25 protein-coding genes are annotated in these 24,938 nt (G+C 42.0%); 15 read left to right on the forward strand and 10 right to left on the reverse strand.

Going from position 1 to position 24,938, the window contains the following annotated elements:
- The first annotated feature begins 12 nt into the window (after positions 1-12).
- The 3 genes from G457_RS21330 to G457_RS0109825 are packed head-to-tail and all read left to right on the forward strand — an operon-like array spanning position 13 to position 1,496.
- Positions 13-375 (forward strand): phage holin family protein, encoded by a 363-nt coding sequence (locus G457_RS21330; protein ID WP_081701412.1) that lies wholly within the window; start codon positions 13-15, stop codon positions 373-375.
- A complete protein-coding gene (locus tag G457_RS0109820; RefSeq protein ID WP_026946323.1) occupies positions 365-742 on the forward strand; it encodes a hypothetical protein in 378 nt (125 codons plus the stop codon). Before G457_RS21330 ends, G457_RS0109820 begins: the two co-directional genes overlap by 11 nt.
- The gene (locus tag G457_RS0109825) at positions 705-1,496 is read left to right on the forward strand and encodes a geranylgeranylglyceryl/heptaprenylglyceryl phosphate synthase (RefSeq protein WP_026946324.1); all 792 of its coding nucleotides are present in this window, start codon (positions 705-707) and stop codon (positions 1,494-1,496) included. Before G457_RS0109820 ends, G457_RS0109825 begins: the two co-directional genes overlap by 38 nt.
- Here G457_RS0109825 and G457_RS0109830 read toward each other — a convergent pair.
- From G457_RS0109830 to panC, 6 genes are all read right to left on the reverse strand, one after another.
- Positions 1,479-2,405, reverse strand: coding sequence for an AraC family transcriptional regulator (locus tag G457_RS0109830; protein WP_026946325.1), 927 nt, complete (start codon positions 2,403-2,405; stop codon positions 1,479-1,481). The genes G457_RS0109825 and G457_RS0109830 overlap by 18 nt on opposite strands.
- 137 nt (positions 2,406-2,542) lie before the next feature.
- Positions 2,543-3,682: an acyl-CoA dehydrogenase gene (locus tag G457_RS0109835; protein ID WP_026946326.1), complete on the reverse strand. Its 1,140-nt coding sequence runs from the start codon at positions 3,680-3,682 to the stop codon at positions 2,543-2,545.
- A 95-nt stretch (positions 3,683-3,777) separates the two neighbouring features.
- Positions 3,778-4,470 (reverse strand): zinc metallopeptidase, encoded by a 693-nt coding sequence (locus G457_RS0109840; RefSeq protein WP_035483586.1) that lies wholly within the window; start codon positions 4,468-4,470, stop codon positions 3,778-3,780.
- 30 nt (positions 4,471-4,500) lie between these two features.
- Positions 4,501-5,505 carry a lysylphosphatidylglycerol synthase transmembrane domain-containing protein gene (locus G457_RS0109845; protein ID WP_026946328.1) on the reverse strand — a complete coding sequence of 335 codons (1,005 nt, stop codon included), beginning with the start codon at positions 5,503-5,505 and terminating at the stop codon, positions 4,501-4,503.
- Positions 5,505-5,852: an aspartate 1-decarboxylase gene (gene panD, locus G457_RS0109850; RefSeq protein WP_026946329.1), complete on the reverse strand. Its 348-nt coding sequence runs from the start codon at positions 5,850-5,852 to the stop codon at positions 5,505-5,507. Before panD ends, G457_RS0109845 begins: the two co-directional genes overlap by 1 nt.
- Before the next feature lie 26 nt (positions 5,853-5,878).
- Positions 5,879-6,796 (reverse strand): pantoate--beta-alanine ligase, encoded by a 918-nt coding sequence (gene panC, locus G457_RS0109855; protein ID WP_248602847.1) that lies wholly within the window; start codon positions 6,794-6,796, stop codon positions 5,879-5,881.
- 56 nt (positions 6,797-6,852) lie between these two features.
- On the opposite strand from panC, the gene G457_RS0109860 reads away from it, so the two are divergent.
- The 4 genes from G457_RS0109860 (at position 6,853) to G457_RS0109880 (ending at position 11,841) form a co-directional block, all read left to right on the forward strand.
- Positions 6,853-7,665, forward strand: a complete 813-nt coding sequence (locus G457_RS0109860; RefSeq protein WP_026946331.1) for a glycogen/starch synthase — start codon at positions 6,853-6,855, stop codon at positions 7,663-7,665.
- 61 nt (positions 7,666-7,726) lie between these two features.
- Complete coding sequence (locus G457_RS0109865; RefSeq protein ID WP_162142700.1) at positions 7,727-8,995, forward strand: DUF4270 family protein; 1,269 nt, start codon at positions 7,727-7,729, stop codon at positions 8,993-8,995.
- A gap of 121 nt (positions 8,996-9,116) precedes the next feature.
- On the forward strand, positions 9,117-10,958 hold the full coding sequence (glmS, locus tag G457_RS0109870) for a glutamine--fructose-6-phosphate transaminase (isomerizing) (protein WP_026946333.1): 1,842 nt from the start codon (positions 9,117-9,119) through the stop codon (positions 10,956-10,958).
- A gap of 142 nt (positions 10,959-11,100) precedes the next feature.
- Positions 11,101-11,841, forward strand: a complete 741-nt coding sequence (locus G457_RS0109880; RefSeq protein WP_035483587.1) for a hypothetical protein — start codon at positions 11,101-11,103, stop codon at positions 11,839-11,841.
- An 18-nt stretch (positions 11,842-11,859) separates the two neighbouring features.
- Here G457_RS0109880 and G457_RS23160 read toward each other — a convergent pair whose 3' ends face one another.
- On the reverse strand, positions 11,860-12,090 hold the full coding sequence (locus G457_RS23160) for a Kazal-type serine protease inhibitor family protein (RefSeq protein WP_081701414.1): 231 nt from the start codon (positions 12,088-12,090) through the stop codon (positions 11,860-11,862).
- 116 nt (positions 12,091-12,206) lie between these two features.
- On the opposite strand from G457_RS23160, the gene prfA reads away from it, so the two are divergent.
- Both prfA and G457_RS0109890 read left to right on the forward strand, forming a co-directional pair.
- The gene (gene prfA, locus G457_RS0109885; protein ID WP_024284366.1) at positions 12,207-13,283 is read left to right on the forward strand and encodes a peptide chain release factor 1; all 1,077 of its coding nucleotides are present in this window, start codon (positions 12,207-12,209) and stop codon (positions 13,281-13,283) included.
- 85 nt (positions 13,284-13,368) lie between these two features.
- Entirely contained in the window at positions 13,369-13,893 is a 525-nt protein-coding gene (locus G457_RS0109890) for a GNAT family N-acetyltransferase (RefSeq protein WP_026946335.1), read from the forward strand.
- A 72-nt stretch (positions 13,894-13,965) separates the two neighbouring features.
- Here G457_RS0109890 and G457_RS0109895 read toward each other — a convergent pair whose 3' ends face one another.
- Positions 13,966-15,198 carry a cystathionine gamma-synthase family protein gene (locus tag G457_RS0109895; protein WP_026946336.1) on the reverse strand — a complete coding sequence of 411 codons (1,233 nt, stop codon included), beginning with the start codon at positions 15,196-15,198 and terminating at the stop codon, positions 13,966-13,968.
- Positions 15,199-15,411: 213 nt separating this feature from the next.
- On the reverse strand, positions 15,412-18,240 hold the full coding sequence (locus G457_RS0109900) for a YCF48-related protein (protein WP_081701415.1): 2,829 nt from the start codon (positions 18,238-18,240) through the stop codon (positions 15,412-15,414).
- Between the two features lie 134 nt (positions 18,241-18,374).
- On the opposite strand from G457_RS0109900, the gene G457_RS0109905 reads away from it, so the two are divergent.
- The 6 genes from G457_RS0109905 to G457_RS0109930 all read left to right on the forward strand — a co-directional run bounded on the left by G457_RS0109905 (position 18,375) and on the right by G457_RS0109930 (position 24,501).
- On the forward strand, positions 18,375-19,028 hold the full coding sequence (locus G457_RS0109905) for a Tll0287-like domain-containing protein (RefSeq protein ID WP_026946338.1): 654 nt from the start codon (positions 18,375-18,377) through the stop codon (positions 19,026-19,028).
- Positions 19,029-19,044: 16 nt separating this feature from the next.
- Positions 19,045-20,001 carry a formylglycine-generating enzyme family protein gene (locus G457_RS0109910; protein ID WP_051260784.1) on the forward strand — a complete coding sequence of 319 codons (957 nt, stop codon included), beginning with the start codon at positions 19,045-19,047 and terminating at the stop codon, positions 19,999-20,001.
- 19 nt (positions 20,002-20,020) lie between these two features.
- Positions 20,021-21,334 (forward strand): Gfo/Idh/MocA family oxidoreductase, encoded by a 1,314-nt coding sequence (locus tag G457_RS0109915; protein ID WP_026946340.1) that lies wholly within the window; start codon positions 20,021-20,023, stop codon positions 21,332-21,334.
- Positions 21,335-21,337: 3 nt separating this feature from the next.
- Positions 21,338-22,255: a hydroxypyruvate isomerase family protein gene (locus G457_RS0109920; protein WP_026946341.1), complete on the forward strand. Its 918-nt coding sequence runs from the start codon at positions 21,338-21,340 to the stop codon at positions 22,253-22,255.
- Positions 22,256-22,376: 121 nt separating this feature from the next.
- Positions 22,377-23,438 carry a WD40/YVTN/BNR-like repeat-containing protein gene (locus G457_RS0109925; RefSeq protein WP_248602848.1) on the forward strand — a complete coding sequence of 354 codons (1,062 nt, stop codon included), beginning with the start codon at positions 22,377-22,379 and terminating at the stop codon, positions 23,436-23,438.
- A gap of 328 nt (positions 23,439-23,766) precedes the next feature.
- Positions 23,767-24,501 (forward strand): 1-(5-phosphoribosyl)-5-[(5-phosphoribosylamino)methylideneamino]imidazole-4-carboxamide isomerase, encoded by a 735-nt coding sequence (locus tag G457_RS0109930; protein WP_026946343.1) that lies wholly within the window; start codon positions 23,767-23,769, stop codon positions 24,499-24,501.
- A gap of 51 nt (positions 24,502-24,552) precedes the next feature.
- Here the strand turns inward: G457_RS0109930 and G457_RS0109935 are convergent, their stop codons facing one another.
- Positions 24,553-24,915: a hypothetical protein gene (locus G457_RS0109935; protein WP_026946344.1), complete on the reverse strand. Its 363-nt coding sequence runs from the start codon at positions 24,913-24,915 to the stop codon at positions 24,553-24,555.
- Positions 24,916-24,938 lie beyond the last annotated feature (23 nt).

Raw genomic sequence — 24,938 nt, forward strand, 5'->3', positions numbered from 1 at the left:
TAGATTTTTGGTATGCTCAATATTTCTGAAATCACTCAGACCATCAAAAAATTGGTCGAGACTCGAATCAATCTGATCAAACAAGACATTCAGGAGGAAATCCTGACACTGACTTCCAGAATATTTTTGCTGGTGGTGATTGGAGGATTGATGCTTTTGGTCTTGTTATTTTTGAGTTTGGCTTTGGCCTTTTTTCTGAGCAGTTATCTCGAAAGTCCATTTAGCGGCTTCTTGATCGTAGGACTACTGTTTTTGCTGATGATATTGATTCTTTACAAGGTGCGAGACTCGAAATCTTTCAAGCAAAATATCCAAAATGGGTTGAAGAATTTTATTGGAACTGCAGCTAAAAATTTTAAGTCCGATGAAGAGTGAACTGGAACGTCAAACTGAAGAGCTAGAGCAAACGCTTCAAAAGCAGCTTGAGTTGCTAAAAAAAGAATCTGAGGACTGGGTCAAAGTCGGTGGAGCAGTTTTGGCTGGAGCTCTGCTGGTTTTTGCAGTGGTGCAGCTTAAAAAGAAAAAGTCTTCCCGAAAAACTGATAAAGTACTAGAGGTATTGGAGCGGGAAGGTTTGCTGGACAAGGATCTTGAGAAGAAGATTACTAAGTCTGAAAAAGCTACGTTTTGGCCTGGAATCGGGCAGCGATTGCTGATAGCAGGTCTTGCATTGGCAAAAGAGAAATACCTCAAGGATTTATTCAATGCAGATCAAACCGAGACGTTCGAAAAAGGTCAGTGAGATACTGAATGATCTTAGCCTTTCCAGTAAAAGAGGGGTCGCATGGTTGATCGATCCAGATGAGTTTGATTTTGAAAAGCTTGAAGAAGAATTTTTTTGGCAGGCGTCTCGAGCTGAGTTGGATTTGATTTTTATAGGAGGTAGTCAGGGACTTACATCTGGTGTCGACGAGTTGATCTTTGCCCTTCAACAAAAACTTCCCTCAATCCCGAAAGTGATTTTTCCAGGCTCCGAACTGCAAATAAGCGATCAGGCAGATGCGCTTCTGTTTTTGAGCTTATTGTCAGGGAGAAACCCCGAATATCTCATTGGTCAGCAGGTCAAAGCAGTAGAGAAGCTTAGATCAAGCGAGTTAGAGATATTGTCAACCGCTTATTTACTAGTCAATAATGGAGATATCTGTAGTGTTCATCGAAAGTCCGAAACCTTTCCTTTGTTAAATCAGGATATTGACCAAATAGTCAATACAGCGCTTGCTGGAAAGTACTTGGGGATGCGTCATTTTTATCTTGATGCTGGAAGCGGATCAGATTCGACAGTATCTCCTGAAGTGATCAAAGCAGTCAAAAGTGCTGTAAACAGGCCTTTGATAATTGGAGGTGGCTTGGATAGCTTAGAAAAGGTTCAGCGTTGCTTCGATGCAGATGCTGATCTGATTGTGATTGGAAATCAGGCACAAAAAAACCCCGATTTTTTGATCGAGGTTTTAGATTATAAGCGGTTTTACAATGCTGCTTTACACATTGATGAGTGATTCGCGGCGACGCATTTTCCCGGCTGGTACTCCATACATCATTTTAAATCTTCTGCAGAAATAGGCAGTATCCTTGTAGCCTACCTCTTTTCCGATATCTCGAATAGATTTTTTGGTAGTTCGAAGAAGATCTACAGCAGCTTCCATTCGCTGATACTCAATGTAGTCTTGTGGATTTATGCCCGTAAGCATTTTAAAATATTGGCCCACATAATCTTCAGAGACATTGGCTACTTGTGCTAGCACCTTATTAGAAAGATCTCCTCCGAGATTTGTCTTGATGAATTTGAATAATTCTATCAATCTAGGGTCTTTGAAGTACGTCACATTTGTCGAAAGCTCTTCGACAAAAAGTCTGTTTTTCAAAATATGTCTTAAAATCTCAATGACTAATGCTTCACTGAGTGCTCGAAGTGAGCGTTCCTTTCCGATGGAAGTTTGCTCCACTTCCTTCATGATATCTTCTATCAAAATGGCGATTCGGTCATTGAATCGGATGATAAAGGGAGGAATATCTAAGCTATTGAAGAGGTTGACCACGTCGAATACCTTTGATTCAAAGCTGACTACAGAGATACAGTCTTCTTCAGAGTTTCTGATTTCTTTGAAGCTGACACTTTGGAGGTACTTTCGTTTGTTTTCCTGAAACTTATCCATGGAAATATCCACGTGCTTATTTCCTCCTCCTATGGTCAGTGGGGTCTTTTTTTCACCTGGCAGAAATAAGACTTCCCCTTCATTCAATAGTTCTTGGTCCTCACCAAATTTGACAGTACCATTATGAAGAAGAATTAGCATATTGTCAAATTCTTTATGGTCTGCCACGGCGAAAGGCTTCTGAACTTGGTAATTGAATCCGCGGAGGAAGCGAATATTTACTGATTCAATTAATTTATTGTAATATTCCATTAAAATATTTCATTAAATACTGATTACAAAAATAGCACTTTTCTTTTATAAAAATTAGAGTATTTATTGAAAAGGAAAAAAAATAATAAAAAAAGGCGCAATTTTTTGAATTGCGCCTATATTCTAATTAGTAATACTTACTTGAGAAGGTTTCTCGATATCACTATTTTTTGAATTTCTGATGTTCCTTCATATATCTGAGTGATCTTGGCATCACGCATCAAGCGCTCCACATGATACTCCTTGACATATCCATATCCTCCATGGACTTGTACAGCTTCCACTGTCACATTCATTGCAACTTCCGAAGCATAGAGTTTGGCCATAGCTGATGCATGTGCGTAGTCTTCACCCTGATCTTTGAGGCATGCAGCTTTGTATACCAGCATTCGGGCAGCTTCTATTTGGGTGGCCATATCCGCTAGTTTAAACTGAATAGCCTGATGCTGACTGATGGGTTTGCCAAAAGCCTTTCGTTCCTTAGAATAGGCAAGGGCTAATTCATAAGCTCCAGCAGCTATGCCTAATGCTTGTGCAGCAATACCTATACGGCCTCCATTGAGGGTTTCCATTGCAAAGGTAAAGCCAAAGCCCTCTTCACCGATTCTGTTTTCGACAGGGACTTTTACATCATTAAACATCAGGGAGTGCGTATCACTTCCTCGGATGCCCAATTTATCCTCTTTTTTGCCAATGATAAATCCTTTCCAGCCTTTTTCTACGATAAATGCTGAGATTCCTTTATGTCCTTTGCTAGCGTCTGTCTGTGCGATCACTAAATAAACACTTGCTGAGGACCCATTGGTAATCCAGTTTTTGGTCCCGTTTAGAATATAATGATCCCCTTCGAGCTTGGCTTCAGTTCTTTGTGAGGTAGCATCCGATCCTGCTTCAGGTTCAGAAAGGCAAAACGCACCTAGAACCTCTCCGGTAGCCAATGGCTTCAGATATTTCTCTTTTTGTTCTTCGGTACCGTATTTTTCTAAGCCCCAACAAACAAGAGAATTGTTGACAGACATGGACACAGAAGCTGATGCATCAATTTTGGAGATTTCCTCCATAGCCAAAACGTAAGAAAGCGTATCCATTCCGCCTCCATTATACTTAGGGTCAACCATCATTCCCATGAATCCTAATTCGCCCATTTTTTGGATTTGCTCCTTAGGGAATCGGGCTTCGGTATCTCTGTCGATGACTCCCGGCAGCAGTTCTGCTTGAGTAAATTCCCTCGCTGCATCTCTTACTGCAATATGCTCTTCAGTCAGTTCAAAATTCATTATATAATTCGGGTTTATTTTACGTGTTGAAATTTATAGTAAAAAAAGAAAAGGGGCAAAATGTTGCCCCTTTCCGAATTTTATTTTGATTTGAATCAATCTCGATTCCCAAAGAAAATAAATATATAGTAAGCTAAGGTCGCTAAGGAAGCCAATGCAGCGACTACATAAGTCATGGCTGCCCATTTCAATGCATCTTTAGACATGGCGTATTCTGAAGAAGTGACAATATTACGATTTTGGACCCAAGCCAAAGCTCGATTGGAAGCATCAAATTCTACAGGAAGCGTCACCAGAGTGAATAGGGTCATCACACCATAAGAGCCGACCACGATGTATCCGACAAACTCATAAGGAAGTCCCAAAGCAAAACCTCCAAAAAGGGAGGCGATCAAGACCACATTCAAAATCTTCCCCGAAATGTTCTGCAGCGGAACCATGGCAGATCGGAAATTGAGCCAAGTGTAGCTAGTGGCATGCTGTACAGCGTGACCACATTCGTGAGCTGCTACTGCTGCTGCGGCGGCATTTCGTCCATAATATACATCAGGACTCAAGTTTACAGTTTTGTTCATTGGATTGTAGTGGTCTGTCAACTGACCTTCCACCGATACCACTTGCACGTCGTGGATATTATTATCCGCAAGCATCAGCTTAGCGATTTCTGCACCCGATAGATTTGCTTGAAGGGCTGTCTGAGAGTACTTTTTAAATTTGCTTTTCAGCCGATTGCTTACCACCGATCCGATGATGGCGAAGAAAACGACAATTACTATTAATATGATCATCTTTATTTCAGTTTTTGGTTGAGTACGAAATTACGCGGATTCAGGTTTTTTCCAAGCGGGTTTTTGAAGCATATACACCCATGAAATCAGCCCTGCAATGAGAATAAGGATCAGCTGTGTTCCGTGGATTATTGCCGCAAAGATTTTTCCGTCCTGCTCCGCTATTCCCAACTGTATCAAAATAAAGGCCACGAGTGCATGAAAGGTACCAATACCACCCTGAACTGGCGCTACCATGCCAATACTGCCCATTACCATGACTAAAAGCACCTCTCCGGGAGACAAATTGGCAGTACTTGCAATTCCCATGGATACGGCATACATGGTCGAAAAATAAATAATCCAAATCAGCAATGAACTCAGCCAAAAGCCCCATGGATTGCTCAATCGACTGATTCCCTTCACCCCACTATAAATATCACGAAGGAAACCCTGGATTTTTTGAATTAGTCCACTTTGCCGAAATCTTCGGAAGATCAAATATCCAAAGAGAATGAAAACTCCAAAAGCACCAATTATCAATGGAAGATTATCCAAAATTCCTTGGAAGATTTGCTCCAAATTGACCAATTGGTTGGCTAGGCTGATAAAAAGTTGATTTTCGATGAGAAAAGCTAAAAGGATGGTTCCTATTAGAAAAAGAAGATCAATGGATCGTTCGATGATGACGGTACCCAGGAGTTGGCCAAGAGAGATTCCATTGGTGCGTGTCAAAACCCCACAGCGAGCGACCTCCCCAGCCCTTGGAACGACCAGGTTTGCCAGGTAGCCAACCATCACCGCATGGTAAGCTTCGCTGTAGCTGACCTTCTTTCCCTCAGACATATCCATCAGCAAGGTCCATCTCCAACCGCGGAGCCAAAACCCGAAAAGGGATATTACCAAGGAAAAGCTAATCCAAAACCAATTACTGGTTTTTACCTGGCTCCAAAGTGTCTCGACTTCAATATCCTTATATAAGAGCCAAAAGATCCACACCGCCAATCCCAAAGAAATTAGCACTTGTAGGATCTGTTTGATTCTTGGATGAAGCATCAAATCAATTGATTTTGATCATCCGGAAAGATGATGGTTGGTTTGAATTTTTTTGCCTCTTCAAAGTCCATGATTCCGTAAGAAAAAATAATGATCATATCTCCAACGGCAACTCTTCTAGCAGAAGGACCATTCAGGCAAATTTTTCCGCTTCCGCGCTCACCTTTGATCACGTAGGTTTCCAATCGCTCACCATTATTGATGTTGACGATTTGGACTTTTTCATTTTCGATTAGATTGGCCGCATCCATCAAATCTTCATCGATGGTGATTGACCCTACATAATGAAGCTCCGCCTGGGTAATTTTCACCCGGTGGATTTTAGACTTCATGATTTGAATTTGCATTGGCTTTGTTTTTTCAGGCCGCAAATCTAAGCATTTACTGATAAGTTGTCGATCAATCTCACTTTTCCAACCTCGGCGGCTACGCAAAGGGAGCTTTTTTGATTGGGGTCAAAAGTCTTCAAAATTTCAAAACTTTCTGTCCCCACCAACTCAAAGTACTCTAAACTCACCCCTTCAGCTTGCTTAAAATCGCGGATGATGTTCTGTTGCACCTCAAACCAACTTGTTCCATTTAAAAGTTCCTCTTTAGCCCATGATAGGGAGTGAAATAAAAGCAGTGACTTATCTCTGGAGTCTGCGTCAAGCCGGCGGTTGCGGGATGACATCGCTAAGCCATCGTTTTCTCGGCGAGTAGGAACTGTTTGGATTTCGATAGGAAAAGAAAGGTCCAACACGAGCCGCTTGATAATCGCCACTTGCTGCAGGTCTTTTTGTCCGAAAAAGGCTACATGAGGCTGGATCAGGTGAAAAAGCTTGGAAACAATCAGTCCTACTCCATTGAAATGTCCAGGCCGAAAGGCTCCTTCTAGCACTCGCTCCAGCGGGCCGAAGTCCAATGTCATTTGAGATTTTTGAGGGTACATGGTATCCACAGAAGGAGTAAAAACATAATCCGCACCCTCAGTTTTCAAAAGATCCAAGTCATCATTTAGACTTTGTGGGTACTTGGCAAAGTCCTCCGGATTGTTGAATTGAGTGGGATTGACGAAAATGGAGACAACCGTCACATCGCAATTTTCTTTAGACCTTCTTACCAAGTCGAGATGGCCTTGGTGCAATGCGCCCATGGTTGGGACGAGCCCTATTCGAAAGTTTTTCTGATGAAGTCGGAGGCGGATTTCTGACCATTCGACTCCAGTGTAGAATACCTGCACGCTTTGGGTAATAGCTTGGGGAAGATGCCGCAAAACTAGATTAATATTCAGAAAAACAAGGCTTTTCACCCTTTTTTTATTATCTTTGCGTCGTTGTTTATCACTTTACTAAAAAAACACTTAATATGTCCAAATTACGTATCCTCTACGTTGCTAGTGAAATCAACCCTTTTCTCCAAACTTCCGAAGTAGCCCAATTCTTACGAACACTCCCTCAAGCCATGCAAGAGCGCGGTATGGAGATCCGTATTTTGGTGCCTCGATTTGGGCTTATCAATGAGCGCAAAAACCGACTTCATGAAGTAGTTAGGCTTTCAGGGATCAACATTGCCGTAGGAGAAGAAGAAAAACCACTAGTCATCAAGGTGGCTTCCATCCCTCAGGCGAAGTTGCAGGTTTATTTCATCGACAATGAGGACTACTTTCAGCGAAAGAGTGTCTTTCATGATAAGCAGCAAAAATTCTACGAAGACAATGACGAGCGTGCGATCTTTTTCTGCAAAGGCGTGATCGAAACTGTCAAAAAACTAGGATGGGCTCCGGATATTGTACATTGCAATGATTGGATGACCTCACTTATTCCGATGTATCTGAAGACTACTTACAAAAACGAGCCTCTTTTCAAGGACACAAAATCCGTATTTGCTATCTACAACAATGGATTTTCTCATACCTTTGGCGATGATTTGTTAAACAAGGTTAAGATGGTGGACATAGATGACACGATTTTAGCACCTTTGGAAAGCAAAGATTTCGAAGGCTTCATCCGCATGGGCATGGAATATGCCGACTTAGTAGTCAAAGGCGGGGAAGTTTCGAAAGATCTAAACCAACTAATCGAGGATTTCTCTAAAGACAAGAAGTTTGAAATCAGTATTGAAGAAGAGGAGCAGGCTCACGAAGAGCTCTACGATATTTACACCAATTTGGCAGGCTAAAGCACTAGCGGCTGCCCTTGTAGTCACCATTTTCTTAAATTCTTGTTCTGACCCGTCTTCCGTGGGTATCGAATTGGCACCGGGAAACAACCAAGTGGGAGTTTTCTTTGTGGACTTCGAACTACCTGCGGAAGTCGTGTTATTGGACTCTTTTAATACGACCAATCAAAGTATTTTGGTCGTAGGGGAAGAGCAGGATGATTATTTTGGAAAGACTTCCGGAATGGGTTTCACCCGTTTGTTTATCAATGCCGTGGAAGAAAGACCGGAGTCTGAGGCTATTTTGGATTCCATGTTTTTCAACCTGGATGTGGTATCTGTTAACGGACAGGATCTGGAAAATCCCAAGTTCTACAGCGTCCATCGCTTGACAGAGCAACTCCAGGATACGCTTTATTACAATTTCAATGAGCTGAGCTTTGAAGAGAATCCCATAGCTAGCTCTGAGATTGAATTTGGTGAAACCAAGGATACCACCTTGATGATCCCTGTGACTGAAGCTTTCGCAGAAGAACTTTTCGGTAAAATGAAGCGGGGTACTGAGTTCAACAATCTTTTTACTTTCCGTGAGTATTTCCCCGGAGTAGCCATCAAGGCCCGTGAAGGAGATAATACAACCATCGGTGTCAATTTAGGATTTGAAACAGGCATCACCACCTTCTTTCACTATCCGGGAGATACGGTAGCGACTACTTATGAGATCAGTACGGCCTCTTCCAGAAGCTTCAATTCTGTGAAAAGTGATCGATCTGGGACTCCGACAGCTGTGGTAACTGAAAACCAAGTTGCATACAAGACAGGAGGAATAGTAGGTGCTAAAGCTAACTTAGGGATGGTGATAAGATTAAATACGGAGCCTATCGACGAGTTTTTAGATACGCTATCAGGAGTAATCTTTAATCAAGTAATATTTGAATTTGATGAAATTGAAAGTTATCCTGAAGATCAAAACCCCCTGTTCTCAGGATATTTATATTTTACTGATGAATCAAATAATTTTATTTATAATGGGGAAGAGTTACTTCCTTTAGCCGTTCAGAGAACAGGACAGCCACAAATTGGAGAAGATGAAAATGGAAATCTCGTACCGATCAATATTGCTCCCGCTCAAATGCTTTTGAACCCTTCACGAACCTCTTATTCTACGGATATATCTTCTCATTTTAATGCAATTTTCAGGGGCCAAATTCCAAGGAGAGACTGGATTTTTTATGGTGGAACATTTTTTAGGCGTTCTTCGGGAAACGACGACTTTAAGCGCTCGTTTAGACAGTTCAAAGTTCAAGATAACAATATAAAAGTCAGAGTGATTTACTCGAAAATTCGATAAGCAATCGTTTTCGAAAAAGTTATTAGAATCCACTTTCAAATTTTAAGAAAGTGGATTCTTTTTTTTGGCATGAAAGCTGTTTCTTTGTGGAAGTTCAATTTACCTTAAATTATTTTTCAATATGTGCGGAATTGTAGCGTATGTGGGGCAGCAGGAAGCTTTGCCCATCATTATCAAAGGACTCAAGCGTTTGGAATACCGAGGATACGACAGTGCCGGAGTAGCCCTGTTGGATCAAAAAGGCCTGAGTATTTACAAAAAGAAAGGAAAAGTCTCTGAACTGGAAAAGCATCTTGAATCAAATGGAGCTATCCAGTCTAAGATAGGAATTGGGCATACCCGTTGGGCTACTCATGGAGAGCCTAATGATGTCAATGCACATCCCCATTATTCCTCTTCGGAGAAACTAGCCATGATCCACAATGGGATCATCGAAAACTACGAGGTCCTAAAGAAAGACCTTCTCCAAAAAGGCTATTCGTTTCAGTCCGAAACGGACACGGAAGTTTTTATCAAGTTTATCGAGGATATTCAAAAACACAATCAGTGTTCGCTTGAGGAGGCATTACGACTTGCGCTTCATAAAGTCGTCGGCGCTTATGCCATCGTTCTGATCAATCTGGAAGAACCGGATACCTTGATCGCTGCTCGAAAGGGTTCGCCCTTGGTGATAGGAGTGGGGGAAGATGAGTACTTTTTGGCATCTGATGCTACCCCCATTATAGAATACACCAATAAGGTAGTGTATCTGGATGACTACGAAATTGCAGTGATCCGAAACGGTCGTCTTCAGGTCAAGACAATTGAAAATGTGGAGACCAATCCTTACATCAATCAGCTGGAAATGGAGCTTGAAGCTATCGAAAAGGGCGGCTATGAGCATTTCATGATGAAGGAAATCTATGAGCAGCCAAAGTCCATCGCTGACTGTCTTCGGGGACGATTGGATGCAAAGTCAGGCCGTTTAGTTTTGGGCGGTTTGCGTGATTACATGAATAAATTTCAGAATGCCGAACGCATCATTATAACAGCCTGCGGAACTTCTTGGCATGCGGGTTTGGTAGCAGAGTACTTGTTTGAGGAATTTGCCCGGGTCCCTGTTGAAGTAGAATATGCGTCCGAATTCAGATACAGAAACCCGGTGATCAATGATCGGGATTTCGTGATTGCGATCTCCCAATCCGGAGAGACAGCTGATACCTTGGCTGCGATCGAGTTGGCCAAGTCCAAAGGGGCAACCATTTTTGGAGTTTGTAACGTGGTAGGTTCTTCTATTCCACGCGCTACCCATGCAGGTTCATACACGCACGCAGGTCCAGAAATCGGTGTGGCTTCGACCAAAGCATTTACAGCTCAGATTTCGGTCTTGGCGATGATGGCGCTTAAGTTAGGCTATCAGCGTGGTACTTTGCCTGAAGGACGCTATATCCAGTTGCTTCATGAGCTAGAAGCCATTCCCTCTAAGGTAGAAAAGGCATTGGAATCCAATAAGCAAATTGAGTACATCGCCTCTGAATACAAAGATGTACGAAATGCCCTGTATCTAGGCCGTGGATATAATTTCCCGGTTGCTCTGGAAGGTGCTTTGAAGCTGAAGGAGATATCCTATATCCATGCAGAAGGCTATCCAGCTGCAGAGATGAAGCATGGTCCGATCGCCTTGATTGATGAAGAAATGCCGGTAATTTTTATTGCTACGCAGGATAGCTCTTATGAAAAAGTAGTCTCTAATATTCAGGAGGTGAAAGCCAGAAAAGGAAAGGTCATCGCAGTAGTCACTGAGGGAGATACACAGGTGCGGGGTATGGCAGATCACGTGATTGAGATTCCTGAAACCCACGAAGCTTTTGCGCCCCTAGTGGCCGTGGTTCCACTGCAACTGCTCTCTTATCATATAGCAGTGATGCGTGGTTGTAATGTGGATCAGCCAAGGAATTTGGCAAAATCTGTTACTGTGGAGTAAAATTCTCTTAGGATTCAATCCCAAATTTTTCTTTTTAAACCCGGGCTCAAACCCGGGTTTTCTTTTTGTAAAACGCTGAATTTGTTTATCTTATATCGGAATTTTTGATTGATGGCTTTTTTTTTCACCAATTGATGTAGGTATGTCACAACTTAGCAGGTACAAAACTTTGTATCTTTGGATGCTCATCCCGATGGCCTTTATGCAGCTAGGAATAGCAATGGATTATTGGGGAGATTTCACTGAAAATGCCTGGTCTGTTCATATTCATTATTGGACGGGGACGATTTGGTATTTTTATCTCATCGTTCAGCCCTACTATGCTACCCATGGGCAGCTTGAAAAGCATAGGACCAATGGCATCATCGGAATGTTTCTGGCCGGGGGAGTTTGTCTCACAGCATTGAGTATGATGCATCGAGACCTGGAAAGTGCGCAGAGTTCCTTAGCAAATCCCGAAAGGTTTGGGCCTTTTACCCCTGACTTTTTTTACGGAGTTGCTATCTGTGAGATTCCCATGATTCTCATCTTTGGATTTGCAGTAATAATGGCTACTCTCAAAAGAAAGCATTTGGAAGACCATGCATGGTGGCTGGTTTCTACGGTTTTTATCATTATGATGCCTGCTTTGGGCAGAGGTATTCAAAACATATTTATTATTTCACAAGTGGATCAATGGCCAAATTTAGACATTGTTTTTCCCACACTTCTTTCCCAAGCGATCATTATTCTATTGATCCTTTTAGCAGCATGGAAATATCAACAATTAAAACACCCGGCTACCTTTTGGGCTTTGGGGATCAATGTATTTTGTCTTTTTATTTTTCAGCTTGGAGAAATTAAATGGCTTCAGGATCTCCTCAATTCGCTGATAAAAGGGTGATTTGAAAAAAAAATTCAATCAATCTCCGCAGACCCCGGGAGAAAAGGAAATTACCCCAGATGATCTAGCTTCGCAATCATTGCCATAAGTAATACCGTTACAACCACAAACCGGTTCATATATTTGGTAGCAGCCTGCTGAAATATTGATCAGGTCAGGATCTATACAATCTAATGGCAATTCTTCTTCACATTGGAACCCAAGGAATAGAAAGGAAAGAAACAAAAGGGAAATTCGTTGAGGAGCCATAGCATTTTAATTTTTCTGAAGAGGGATGAAGCTGTCTAAATGATACTCAAACAATATACTTTAAAGGAAAACGCAAACAGGATTAATCCTTACTTTTGTACAGCGAAGAAAAAACCATGCTAGATAAATTACAAGCGCTAAAAGAGAGATTTGAAGAAGTTGGACAACTCATCATCCTGCCCGAATCCATGTCGGATATGAGTAAGTATGCCAAGCTCACCAAAGAGTATAAAGACCTTGAAAAGGTAGTGGAAGCATATGACGAGTACAAGTTGATTCTTCAAAATATTGACAGCTCAAAAGAAATCTTAGAAAAGGAAAAAGATCCGGATTTTCGCGAAATGGCCAAATCTGAGCTGGATGAATTGCGAGAGCGCAAGGATTCGATGGAAGAGCATCTCAAGCAACTTCTGATTCCTAAAGATCCCAACGATTCTAAGGACTGTATCTTAGAAATCCGAGGTGGTACAGGAGGTGATGAAGCCGCGATTTTTGCAGGAGATTTATTCAGAATGTATCAGCGATTTTGTGAGATGCAAGGATGGAAGTTGACCGTTTTAGATTTGACTTTTGGCTCTGCAGGAGGCTATAAAGAGATCATTGCTACGGTATCTGGGGCAGATGTATATGGCATGCTCAAATATGAATCCGGTGTACACCGAGTGCAACGTGTGCCGGCAACCGAGTCCCAGGGGAGGGTACATACTTCCGCAGCTTCAGTGGCAGTACTGCCCGAAATGGATGAAGTAGAGGTTCATCTCGATATGAATGATATCCGGAAGGATACCTACTGCTCCTCCGGTCCGGGTGGGCAGTCTGTCAATACAACCTATTCGGCGGTCCGATTGACCCACAATCCCACAGGGTTGGTGGTGACCTGTCAGGATGAAAAGTCTCAAATCAAAAACTTTGAGAAAGCGCTGAAGGTCCTTCGATCAAGACTATATGAAATCGAACTAGCCAAGCACAATGAATCCGTGGGAGCGCAGCGTAAATCCATGGTAGGTAGTGGAGATCGTTCAGATAAAATCCGAACCTACAACTATCCCCAGTCTCGGGTGACTGATCACCGAATCAATAAGACCGTCTATAATCTCCCCGAAGTCATGGATGGGAATATTGAGGAGTTTATTTCTGCATTGCGCTTGGCAGAAAACCTTGAGAAAATGCAAAATTCTGGTCTGGAAGAATAAATTGACCTTTTGCGTAAAACTGGGGCTATTTTTGTAGATTGCTTGGATAGGGAGTTATATTCCCTGATTGTTAGGAATTGCTGTTATGATACTTGCAGGAGAAAAAGAAATTAAGCTGGTAACGTGGAATGAAAATCACTTCCACCAATTATATCCTTTGGCCAATAATCCCAAAATAGCGATGAATTTGCGGGATAGTTTCCCGCAACCATATACCATCCATGATGCCCGTCACTGGATTGAGCATAATCAAAAATTTAATCCTCCGCAAAACTTCGCGATCGAATTCGAGGGCAAGTTAGCCGGAGCAATAGGTTCCGAGCGAGGTAAAGATGAACTACGAACAAACGTGGAATTGGGTTTCTGGGTAGGGGAGCCTTTTTGGGGAAAAGGAATTGCTACTGAAGCAGTTAGACTTTATACCGATTACCTTTTTGAGCGCTTCGATATACAGCGGGTTTTTGCCCAGGTTTTTGATTACAATGGAGAGTCTATGAATGTGTTAGAAAAGGCAGGCTATGTTCCCGAAGCCATATTGAAAAAGGCCTATGTTAAAAGAGGAACCATAGGAGACCTTTTTCAATATGTAAAAATCAGAGGGGAAAAGTGATGTTTACTAGCTAGTATTTAGTAGCAAACATCCAGTAAAAAGCCCACTCTTTGATTTTTAGTTTTTCCCTTTCTATGCATTTTTAAGTGCCTCAGAGATATCCCAAATTAGGTCTTCAAAATATTCCACTCCGATAGAAAGCCTGACTAGGTTTTCAGAAATTCCAATTTCTGCCCGGTCTCCTTCATCTACATCACTGTGAGTCATGGTGGCCGGATGTTCCGCGAGAGATTCGGTACTACCTAGTGAAACTGCTAGTTTGAAGAGTTTGAGGTTGTCTAGGAATCGGAAAGCCGCTTCTTCTCCTCCCTCTATGTCAAAAGAGACCATTGCACCTGCTGAGGACAGCTGATGCTTAAAAATCTCATATTGAGGGTCACCTTCTTCTAAATGTCCTAAATAGTAAACCTTACTTACTTTTGGATGGTTTTTAAGGAAATCGGCTACTTTTTCGGCATTTTTTGCCTGCTGTGTCATTCTTACTTTCAGCGTTTCTAGGCTTCGCATCAATAACCATCCGGTCCATGGCCCTGCCATATTTCCCAAAAAAGTCCGGAGCGTTCGTACTCGCTGCATTAATTCAGATCGCCCAAGGACAGCACCGGCTATCAAGTCCGAATGCCCTCCAATATATTTGGTCGCTGAATAAACTACCAAATCAGCTCCTAACTTCAGAGGATGTTGCCAAAGAGGCCCCATATAGGTGTTGTCTACTACGACATAAACTTGATTTTCCGGGGTACTTAGCCGGTCAGCCACTCTTTTGCAAAGGGTCAGATCGAAAAGGGCATTGGTAGGATTAGCAGGAGTTTCGATATAAATCAGTTTCACATTTTTCCCTTGGGCTATAGATATCAAAGTTTCCTCATCCATGGCGTTGGTAAAACCTACACCTTCAATCCCGTATTGAGGCAAGACTTTGTTGATAAAGTGATCCGTTCCTCCATAGACAGGTTTACTATATAGCAATGCATCCCCAGGTCTTAAAAACTCTAGTAAAACCGTTGAAATCGCAGACATACCACTTTCGAAAACAGCGCATTCATCTGCACCATCCCATAGAGTCAGTCGTTCCTCCAGGATTTGAAGGTCTGGATTATTCAGTCTGGAGTAGATTAGGCCCGGTTGTTCCTCTGGTGATTTTTCTCTTTTGCCGTAAGCAATTTCAAAAAACTCTTTTCCTTCTTTTGCACTTTTGAAAACGAAGGTGGATGTCTGGAATATAGGGCATTTGACAGCTCCTTCAGACCATTCTGGCTTGTAGCCATATGACATCATCAAACTCTCTGGGGCAAGTGAATGCATAAAATTTGGGTTTATATTCTCCCCAAATCATCAAAAAATTTTCGGAATTCCCAAATCAAAAAACCTAATATAATTTGGATTAATTATATCATGCGGTATGATATTTTAAATATCTAGAATAAAAAGGATATAATTTTACAAGTGCCAAATAAAATTTGGCTATCTCGAAAAAATATGACAAGTGGAAAAATTCTATGTGGTGAAGATTTTTTTCTATTGAACAAGAATTTTTCTGACCACAAGGTCAGCAGACCCCGTCATTCGGATAAAATACAATCCCGGCCGAAGATTTTTAATTTCGATCCGTTTTTGTCCCTTATTGATTGGAAGCATTTCAATGGGTTTTCCATTTGGATCAATGATATCAATTGAATTCCACTGGTCTAAAAATTCCGCCTCAATAAACACATTTCCTGAGGATGGGTTTGGAAAGACATTCAATCCTTTGATAGCCGGCGAAGGCTCCAATGATGTCACTAGACTGACAATGACAGGCAGGCTCCTCTCCGGTCCAAATCCACATGCATTTTGGGCAGCTACAGTCAGGCTATATTCCCCCTCTTCCACCCAGGATACCTCTACTCTGTTGGTCCCCTGACCGCTCAAAATCCTTCCTTCACCTTCTATTTGCCATTGGAAATTAAAGTTGGGCTGATTTTGAACTTCATAAAAGTAATTTCCTGGAGCCAAGATACTTTCGCCTTGAATTTCGCCGGGTTGGCTAGGACTTGCGATCACTTGAATTGGAAGAAGGACTGGATCAATGGTACCACAGCTATTTTCGGGTGTAGCAGTCAGTGTGGTTTGGCCAGCTTGTGTCCACTCTACCTCAACCTCGGCAGTCCCTTGTCCTGAGATGATGGTACCACCTGCTGCATTCCAGGTATAAGTTACACCTTCTAGTGTCGGGAGTGCGTAAGTCTCTGTTTGATCCACGCAGGTTGTTCCTTCTCCCTGGATTTGAAGATTTTGAGGTGGGATATCAGAGACAATTACCTCCATGTATGAGGTTTCTCCGGATCCACAGAAATTCTGGCGACTGACGAAGACCCCTTTTCTACCCGGATCAGTCCATTCCACTTCGATTTCGGAAGTGCCTTGACCGGAAATGATATTGCCTCCGTCTACACGCCAGGTGATTTCTGATCCAGGTGCAGGGGAATCAGCAATTGTGTATGTTTTCATTTCCAGACAAGTAAAGCTAGGACCTGAAATTTCTGCCAATCCTCCAGAAGGTGGTACACAATCGTATCCAATAACAACCCCATCCTTCCCCACTGCGAATGCTTTATTGGGATTCACTGATTGGATTGCATACAAATCTCTTTTTGTTTTTGAATCGAATTTGGTCCATGACTCACCGCCATCTACGCTGATCAGAAATAGGCCTTCTTTTCCTACAATAAAGCCTGTTTTATCATCAAAAAAATCAACTCCCAAAAAGTCTATTTCATACTCAGTCGGTATCTTTTTCCAAGACCTGCCTAGGTCCTCGGTTTTTAAAATGGTCCCTTTTTCACCAACCACAATCGCAGTTGAATCGCTCAGTTGTGATGTGAAGTAAAGATCATTCTCTGTTCCAGATTCGATTCTTGGCCAATCTGAGCCATTATTAGAAATGCTGATGTAGCCACCCTCTCCTACCGTCATGGCGTTTTGAAGATCAAAACCTAAAAGGTCATTTATATCTTGGTCGGTATCCGTGGTTTCTTGCTGAAAAAGTTCCCAGGAGTTGCCGCTGGTGCCAGAAGAACGCACAATCAGGCCAGATTGTCCAGACAGATATGGGAATTCGGGAAGGAATAAATGAATTCCTTTCAGAGATTGATTTGTTTGGATCGGAAGTGGCGTCCATGATTGTCCACCATTGGACGTTCTATAAATGTTACCGTTTTCTCCAGCAACAAAACCATAATTTCCGTTCCAAAAATCAGCGGTAAGAATTGAGATTTTATCCGGAATGGGCCTTTCAATTACTGATCTAAATGCATTGGTGGTTACGAAAAACTTCCCTTCAGTTCCTGCAGCTATTGCAAAGGTGTTGGATAGAAATTCAAGCGTATAAAAATCTACACGATAACCCAAAAGTTTTAATGCCCAAGAGTTTCCAGCATTAGTAGATGTAATGGAATATCCATCTTGACCGACAGCGTAAATTGTGTTTTCACCTGGTTTGAAGCTTAGCTTTTTAATTGTTCTTTCACTTCCTTGGGCAGGCAGGTTGATTTTTGAAAAACTTGTTCCCGAATTAACAGACCTAAATAATGCATTATTAGCTCCCGCGACATTAATTATCCTTTCATCCAATTCTCCGATGCTTAGGCTGTAAAAATCTACAGCCTCGGACGCTTGAATACTAGTCCATGTTTTACCAGTATCAAGAGAATGGATAATAGTTCCTGCTTCCCCTGCCGCGTAAACTTTACCCGAAGCTGAGATTTTTATGCTCTTTAAATTCTCAGAGGTGGCTACTGAGGTGATTTCCCATGTTTCACCCATATCTCTGGATTGGGCAACAAGGCCCTGATCTCCGGCTAAAACTCCAAGCCCACTATCCGAAAAATCCACTTCATAGAGGTTTGCACTTAAATTGGAACCCACTTCTACCCAGGTTTTTCCTTCATCAGTTGATTTAATAATTAAACCATCAGCTCCAACAGCAATTGCCTCCGTTTCATTAATTTTTGAAACACTAAAAATATCCTTTGTAGTACCAGAGTCTGACGACTCCCAAGTTTTTCCCCCATCCAAAGAGTAATAAACTTGACCTTGTTCACCGACCGCAATTCCGGTAATCTCGCTAAGAAATGTCAAATCGAAAAACCTGAAATCAAAGTTTCTAGGAACTTCCTGCCAGCTTTCTCCTCCATCTTCTGTGACTGCAATAATTTGCTCACCTACAATAACTCCATGAAGATTAGATGTCCAATATATTGACTCAAAGTCTAAGCCCCAGCTTTGTAATTGCGAAAAGGTTTGTCCCTTCGCAAAACTGGAGAACATAAATATGGTAAAAATAAAGAGTAGGTATTTTCTCATCATTTGCTTTGAATACAAACAAATTTAAGTGAATTCCGCACTTGTCAAAGTTCAATTTTGAATGTCTAAATTAAGGCTTTCCTATCATTTATTAGGATTGATTAGTAGATTTAGCAAAAGCAAACCAAATAAAAGATATGACTCGGAATCTGACTCTTATTTTCTTTATCACCATTTTGGCTTCTTGTGGAGGTGGCGAGCGAGTTTCCAAAGAAGTCTTTGAGGAAGTAAACCAAGCAATGGAAGTGAAAAAGCTAAATGAAGCTGAAATACTCGAAGAAGCCATGATATGGGGTGATTCAATCAGCTTGGAGGCTCAGAAGCAACTCATGGGAAGCCTTCAGAAAGCCATTGCCGAGAAAGGAGTACCCGGAGCTATTGAGTTTTGTAATGTTCAAGCCCTTCCTATTTTGAAAGAAGTGGGGGACAAATACGGAGTGGAGGTAAGAAGAGCTTCCAATCGGTACCGAAATCCTGCAGACCAGCCTACTGAAATGGAGTTGCGCTATCTTGAAACCTACGAGTACGATGTTGAAAATGGAAACGAACTAGCACCCAATCTCCAAAAACTAAATGGAGGAGAGGAGTTGCTTTACACTAAAGCAATTGTAATTCCTGGAGGACTTTGCTTGAATTGCCATGGTGAACCGGGCAAGGAAATCAATGAAGAGACCTTACAGAAGTTAAATGAGCTTTACCCTGAGGATAAAGCAAAAGGGCATCAAATCGGAGATCTTCGCGGGATGTGGTCCATCAAAATTCCCAAAAAAGAAGTCGTAAAAAGGATGTAATTGAGATCAAATGGGCATGAGCAAGACATGGGTTTTTATTATTCTACTTTTCCTGACCTTAGGCGAAAAGGACTATTCGGAATTCAATGCCTATGATCAGTCTATTGAGGGTACTGATCTCTATTTTTCTATGGTACCAATTCCCGCTGGAAGTTTCATTATGGGCTCTGATAATTCAGATTTTTTAGATGAAAAACCAGCTCATGCTGTTCAGATTGATGCATTTTGGATGAGCGCTCATGAGATTACTTGGGATATTTTTGAGCTATTTGTTGATAAGAATTATGAATTAGCTATTTCCGAAGGTCCCATTGGGGATCAAGTGGATGGTCTTTCTCGTCCTTCTCTACCGTATCTAGATATGACTTTCGGGATGGGTAAGGAAAGCAAGCCTGCTGTAGGTATGACACAGTATGGAGCTATCCAATTTTGCCATTGGTTATATCTGAAAACGGGTGTATTCTACAGATTGCCTACCGAAGCGGAATGGGAATATGCAGCGAGGGCAGGATCAGATGCCCGGTATTTTTTCGGAGAAAAGAGTTCTGATTTGAGTGATTACGCATGGATTAAAGAAAATTCGGAAGAGTCCACTCAGAAAGTAGGCCTCAAAAAGCCAAATCCTTGGGGGCTTTACGATATCTATGGAAATGTACTGGAATGGACCATGGATCATTATGATTCGAATTTTTATAAGGAATCCTCCGAAATAAACCCCTTAAACCCTTCCACCAATCTCTATCCAAGGGTAGTTCGTGGAGGTAGTTTCAAGCATTCTGCAGATGAAATTAGCGCTAGCAGAAGATTTGCCACTGATCCAAAATGGAAACAGATTGATCCACAAATTCCCAAAAGCCAATGGTGGTTTCCAGAAGCGCCATTTTTGGGGATTCGGCTGGTTAGACCCTTAGAAAGTCCATCTGAAGAAGAAATTCAGGCCTATTATGGACAAGCACCTATCGATGACTATTAAACCTAAAACAACCCAAAATATGAAAACCGAAAATTCTCGCCGGGACTTTATTAAGACTTCCGCCATTTTGACCGGAGGTGTCCTGACTTCGCCATTCGTCGTACCTGGGGCTTATGCCTCTTCTGACAACCATCTCAAGCTGGCACTCATTGGCTGCGGAGGTAGGGGTACGGGAGCTGTATTCCAGGCTTTTGAGACCGGTCACCCCATTCGATTGGTTGCAATGGCAGATGCATTTCAAGATCGATTGGATAAAAGTTTGAAGCCAATTTTGGATAAATATGGTCCAGAAAAGGTTCAGGTCCCGAAAGAGAAACAGTTTGTAGGATTTGAGGGGTACAAACAAGCAATAGCTGAAGCAGATGTGGTTATTTTAGCGACACCTCCTGGCTTTCGCCCCAGTCACTTTGAAGAAGCCGTAAGGCAAGGCAAACAGATTTTTATGGAAAAGCCAGTAGCCACCGATGCTGCTGGAATTCGCAGAGTTTTAGCCGCTGCAGAGATAGCAAAACAAAAAAAATTGAATGTAGTCGTTGGTTTGCAGCGGCACTACCAAGCCAACTACCGTGAAACCATCAAACGAATTCACGATGGAGCAATAGGAGATATTGTTGGTGGACAGGTCTATTGGAATGATGGTGGGGTATGGGTGAGAGAACGACAACCTGGCCAGACTGAAATGGAGTATCAGATGCGGAATTGGTACTATTTTAACTGGCTTTGCGGAGATCATATCACAGAGCAGCATGTGCATAATATCGATGTGGCCAATTGGGTCAAGCAAAGCTATCCGGTGAAAGCAGAAGGTACAGGTGGGCGTCAGGTTCGTACCGGAAAAGATCATGGTGAGATCTTTGATCATCATGTGATCACCTTTACCTACGAAGATGGATCGGTGATTCACAGTGAATGCAGACACTTCCCCGGAGCAGCTAATCGGGTGGACGAAACCTTCCAAGGCACGAAAGGGAAAGTCTATCTCAGTGCCGGAAATCACGGTAATCTGAGTGATTGGAAAGGGAATTCCATTTATACCCATGATCGGGAAAACAATGCCAATCCCTACCAGGTAGAGCACGACGAACTCTGGGCGGCTTTGGTAAAAGGAGACTATAAATTTGCTGATGCTGAAAATGCAGCAAAAAGTACCATGACTTCCATTATGGGAAGGTATGCGACCTATTCGGGAAAAGTCATTTCCTGGGATGAGGCTTTGAATGGATCTGTAGATTTATTCCCTGAAAAACTTGCCTGGGATGCCCTTCCAAAAATACTTCCCAATGAGGATGGATTTTATCCACATGCCGTTCCCGGTAAAACTAAAGTGATCTAAGCCATGGAAAGAAGAGGATTTATAAAAAAAGTAGGTCTTGGAAGTACTTTTTTGGGTCTTACTGGAGGAATGAGTTTTCAGGCTATGGGCAAGGATTCGCTGAATGCTCCAACTTTTAACATGGACTTTGCTCCGCATTTCGGGATGTTTAGAAATCACGCCCCGGGAGGAATCATCGATGAGCTGAAGTTTATGGCTGATCAGGGTTTTCGCTCTCTAGAAGATAATGGTATGCTCAAGCGATCTGTTGAGGAGCAAGAGCAAATCGGAAATACACTAGATCAACTGGGGATGCGAATGGGAGTTTTTGTGATCGAAGGCGGGGATAATTGGAAGACTTCTTTAGCAACAGGCAAGCAGGAATTTATGGATACTTTTCTCAAAACCTGTCGTGAATCAGTGGAGGTGGCCAAGCGGGTCAATGCCAAATGGATGACGGTGGTACCGGGGTATTTTGATAGAAACCTGCCGATGGGGATTCAGACTGCCAATGTCATCGAAGCGATGAAACGGGGTGCTGAGATCTTCGAACCACATGGATTGATCATGGTCATGGAGCCTCTCAGTGACAATCCTGATCTTTTCCTTCGACATGCTGACCAGACCTTTATGATTTGTCAGGCAGTAGATAGTCCAGCTTGTAAGATTCTATACGATATCTACCATATGCAGCGAAATGAGGGAAATCTAATTGCTAATATGGAGAAGTGCTGGGATGAAATAGCCTATATCCAAATCGGTGACAATCCGGGAAGAAAAGAACCGGGAACTGGAGAAATCAATTTTGAAAATGTATTTAAATACATTCATGATAAAGGGTTTAAGGGGGTAATGGGAATGGAGCATGGCAATGCGATGCCTGGAAAAGAAGGTGAGCTTGCACTTATTGAAGCGTATCGAAAAGTAGACGTGAAAGTTTAAGGAAATTATTCAGAGTCATGTGCTGGGGTATTTCAAATCCCAGCATAAAAATATAAGGCTCCTAATGCTTTAGCTTCTTACATTTGGCCTAGTCTGAAATTTTATTCATAAAAAAGTATTTGTGCAAAACTTCATATTCAAGAATCGGCTGAGCTTCACGCTTGCCATCGTTTATTCACTTATTTTTTCTGCTTGTCAAAATAAATCAGGTCAGGAGCCTCCAGAAAAACCATTGGCTTGGGAAGTAGTCAATACACCAACCGAAGCATCTCTTCGTGGTATCAGCGTAGTCACTTCTGATATAATTTGGGCAAGTGGTTCGCAAGGAATTTGGCTTCGATCAGTTGATGGAGGGAGTTCATGGAGTTCAGGAGTGGTTGATGGCTTGGATTCGGTAGATTTCCGTTCGATTCATGCTTTTAATGCTGAAGAAGCCATAGTGGTGACAGCTGGACAACCAGCTCGGATTTATCGTACTTCAGACGGTGGGGAAAGTTGGGAGTTGAAGTTAGAAGAGTCCGAAAAGGCATTTTTCGATGGAATCAATTTTGCAGATGAAAAGCGCGGTTACGTCTTCGGAGATCCTGTAGATGGCTTTTGGATGATCTATCAAACCTTGGATGCAGGCTTGACTTGGAGTCTATTGGATTCCCTTCCGCAAGCGGAGGAAGGTGAAGCAGGTTTTGCAGCATCTGCTAGTTCACTCCTTGCACAAGAAGATAATATTTGGCTCGGGAGTGGCGGTAGTTATTCAAATATCCACCACTCACCGGATCGTGGGAAAACCTGGATGGTTCATCCGAGTCCACTGATTCAAGGAGAGTCCTCGCAGGGAATTTTTTCAATGACTTATACGAAAAAGGGAGAATTGGTAGCTGTGGGTGGGGACTACTTAGAGCCCGATTCAGAAAAAGGGAATATTGGACTATTTTTGACTCCTTCTATGAACTGGTCTGAAGAAAATACTACAGGGCCAAGTGGCTATCGATCCGGTGTACAATACTTCCCGAGGTTTTCATGGTTGATAGCTGTTGGACCTAGCGGATCAGATTTTTCTGAAGATGGTGGCAAAACTTGGGAGCGCTTTTCAGACATGTCCTTCCATGCAGTTTCTTTGAGTACCTCAACAGGAAGTATTTGGGCATCTGGTCCAGATGGTAAAATAGCGAAGTTGCAATATTGAAATTCTGAATGTTCGATTTCCTATCAATACAAAAAATACCTGCTAGAATAGGCCTCGAGATTTAGATTTCGCACGCTTATGCCCTTATTCTTTCGACGACTGTACTGAGTGAAACCGAAGTATGCAGCTCAATTAGCAAAAAAAATTAGGGTGCTGGGTGAATTGCTTATCTTGCTATTCTAATTTCATCTTTTGCATTGAATCCTTGAGTAAATTTAAAAAATTGTAAAGTTTTGCCACTTTACTTGGAGAGATAGTAGTCTTCTGTGTTATCTTTAGGATTCAGATTTTTCTGCTTATTTTACTAGACACCTCTATCGAAATTAAAATGTTTGAAATAATACCTTCAATATGGCTTATTGATGGCAAATGTGTCCGCCTGAAGCGTGGAGACTTTTCCACTCAGGAAGTCATTTCCAATAATCCTCTCGCGATTGCTCAGCAATTTGAGTCTATTGGCATTAAGCGCTTGCACTTGGTGGATTTGGATGGTGCAAGACGGGGTGAGCCAAAAAACTACCATATTTTGGAGGCAATCTCCGGATATACCGATTTGAAGGTTGATTTCACCGGAGGAATTACGACTGATGGAGATGTGATCAAATGCCTAGAGTTTGGGGCAAAAACGGTAACGATATCTTCTGCGGCGGCAAACTACCCGGAGCGTTTCGCTCAGTTTATCTTGTCCTATGGGCGTGAAAAAATCAATCTTGCAGCGGATACCAACCCATCAGATAATAAAATTAAAATCCGTGGTTGGCTCAAAAAAACAAGTATTGATCTCTACGAACATATTGAATTCTTTTATGAGCGAGGCCTCAAATATCTCAAAGTATCGGATGTAACTCGAGATGGGGTCATGGAAGGTCCCAATTTTGAGCTTTATAAGACGGTGAAGGAGAAGTTTCCCCAGTTGCATATTGCAGCAAGTGGCGGGGTGAGAGGGATTGACGACTTCAAGGCGCTAAGAGACGTAGGGGTACAATCTGCTGTTTTTGGACGAGCCTTTTATGAAGGAATGATTAGTGTACAAGATCTGGAAAAATTTCTAACAGAATCATAAAAAAAGGGACTTTCTAAAAAGTCCCTTTTTGCTTTTAAAAGAAAACACAAATTAGTCTGCTTTGAATTTCTCTAAAACATAGAGAAAGATATTAAATGATAATGTTGATGAAGGCTCACTGGATTTTTTTCCTTCAGGTCCTATGACTACTTCTCTTCTGATAGGAGTGGTAGGAATTGGAACCGGACTAACTTTTAATTCAGCATTAACTTTGATATCATTTTGATCCGAATTAAAATTATGATGAAAGGATCCATCTTCTTCTACAACAGGTCGGTCTGATTGTCTTGGTACTTCAATTGGCTTCTCTTGCTCATTTTGCGCCAGTGATTCACCTGAAAAAAGGCATAATGCTAATACAGAGGTCAGAATAAAGCCAATTTTACCAAAAGGAAATGTAGGTTTATTAAGCATTTTGAGTTCGTTACCTTATTTTA

Origin of the sequence: Algoriphagus marincola DSM 16067, assembly GCF_000429405.1 — a bacterium.
Lineage (GTDB): Bacteria > Bacteroidota > Bacteroidia > Cytophagales > Cyclobacteriaceae > Algoriphagus > Algoriphagus marincola.

What these genes read in the sequence shown, in the direction of transcription:
- G457_RS21330 (WP_081701412.1), top strand. Translation starts at nt 13, where the DNA reads ATGCTCAATATTTCTGAAATCACTCAGACCATCAAAAAATTGGTCGAG.
- G457_RS0109820 (WP_026946323.1), top strand. Translation starts at nt 365, where the DNA reads ATGAAGAGTGAACTGGAACGTCAAACTGAAGAGCTAGAGCAAACGCTT.
- G457_RS0109825 (WP_026946324.1), top strand. Translation starts at nt 705, where the DNA reads ATGCAGATCAAACCGAGACGTTCGAAAAAGGTCAGTGAGATACTGAAT.
- G457_RS0109830 (WP_026946325.1), bottom strand. Translation starts at nt 2,405, where the DNA reads ATGGAATATTACAATAAATTAATTGAATCAGTAAATATTCGCTTCCTC.
- G457_RS0109835 (WP_026946326.1), bottom strand. Translation starts at nt 3,682, where the DNA reads ATGAATTTTGAACTGACTGAAGAGCATATTGCAGTAAGAGATGCAGCG.
- G457_RS0109840 (WP_035483586.1), bottom strand. Translation starts at nt 4,470, where the DNA reads ATGATCATATTAATAGTAATTGTCGTTTTCTTCGCCATCATCGGATCG.
- G457_RS0109845 (WP_026946328.1), bottom strand. Translation starts at nt 5,505, where the DNA reads ATGCTTCATCCAAGAATCAAACAGATCCTACAAGTGCTAATTTCTTTG.
- panD (WP_026946329.1), bottom strand. Translation starts at nt 5,852, where the DNA reads ATGCAAATTCAAATCATGAAGTCTAAAATCCACCGGGTGAAAATTACC.
- G457_RS0109860 (WP_026946331.1), top strand. Translation starts at nt 6,853, where the DNA reads ATGTCCAAATTACGTATCCTCTACGTTGCTAGTGAAATCAACCCTTTT.
- glmS (WP_026946333.1), top strand. Translation starts at nt 9,117, where the DNA reads ATGTGCGGAATTGTAGCGTATGTGGGGCAGCAGGAAGCTTTGCCCATC.
- G457_RS0109880 (WP_035483587.1), top strand. Translation starts at nt 11,101, where the DNA reads ATGTCACAACTTAGCAGGTACAAAACTTTGTATCTTTGGATGCTCATC.
- G457_RS23160 (WP_081701414.1), bottom strand. Translation starts at nt 12,090, where the DNA reads ATGGCTCCTCAACGAATTTCCCTTTTGTTTCTTTCCTTTCTATTCCTT.
- prfA (WP_024284366.1), top strand. Translation starts at nt 12,207, where the DNA reads ATGCTAGATAAATTACAAGCGCTAAAAGAGAGATTTGAAGAAGTTGGA.
- G457_RS0109890 (WP_026946335.1), top strand. Translation starts at nt 13,369, where the DNA reads ATGATACTTGCAGGAGAAAAAGAAATTAAGCTGGTAACGTGGAATGAA.
- G457_RS0109895 (WP_026946336.1), bottom strand. Translation starts at nt 15,198, where the DNA reads ATGCATTCACTTGCCCCAGAGAGTTTGATGATGTCATATGGCTACAAG.
- G457_RS0109900 (WP_081701415.1), bottom strand. Translation starts at nt 18,240, where the DNA reads ATGATGAGAAAATACCTACTCTTTATTTTTACCATATTTATGTTCTCC.
- G457_RS0109905 (WP_026946338.1), top strand. Translation starts at nt 18,375, where the DNA reads ATGACTCGGAATCTGACTCTTATTTTCTTTATCACCATTTTGGCTTCT.
- G457_RS0109910 (WP_051260784.1), top strand. Translation starts at nt 19,045, where the DNA reads ATGAGCAAGACATGGGTTTTTATTATTCTACTTTTCCTGACCTTAGGC.
- G457_RS0109915 (WP_026946340.1), top strand. Translation starts at nt 20,021, where the DNA reads ATGAAAACCGAAAATTCTCGCCGGGACTTTATTAAGACTTCCGCCATT.
- G457_RS0109920 (WP_026946341.1), top strand. Translation starts at nt 21,338, where the DNA reads ATGGAAAGAAGAGGATTTATAAAAAAAGTAGGTCTTGGAAGTACTTTT.
- G457_RS0109930 (WP_026946343.1), top strand. Translation starts at nt 23,767, where the DNA reads ATGTTTGAAATAATACCTTCAATATGGCTTATTGATGGCAAATGTGTC.
- G457_RS0109935 (WP_026946344.1), bottom strand. Translation starts at nt 24,915, where the DNA reads ATGCTTAATAAACCTACATTTCCTTTTGGTAAAATTGGCTTTATTCTG.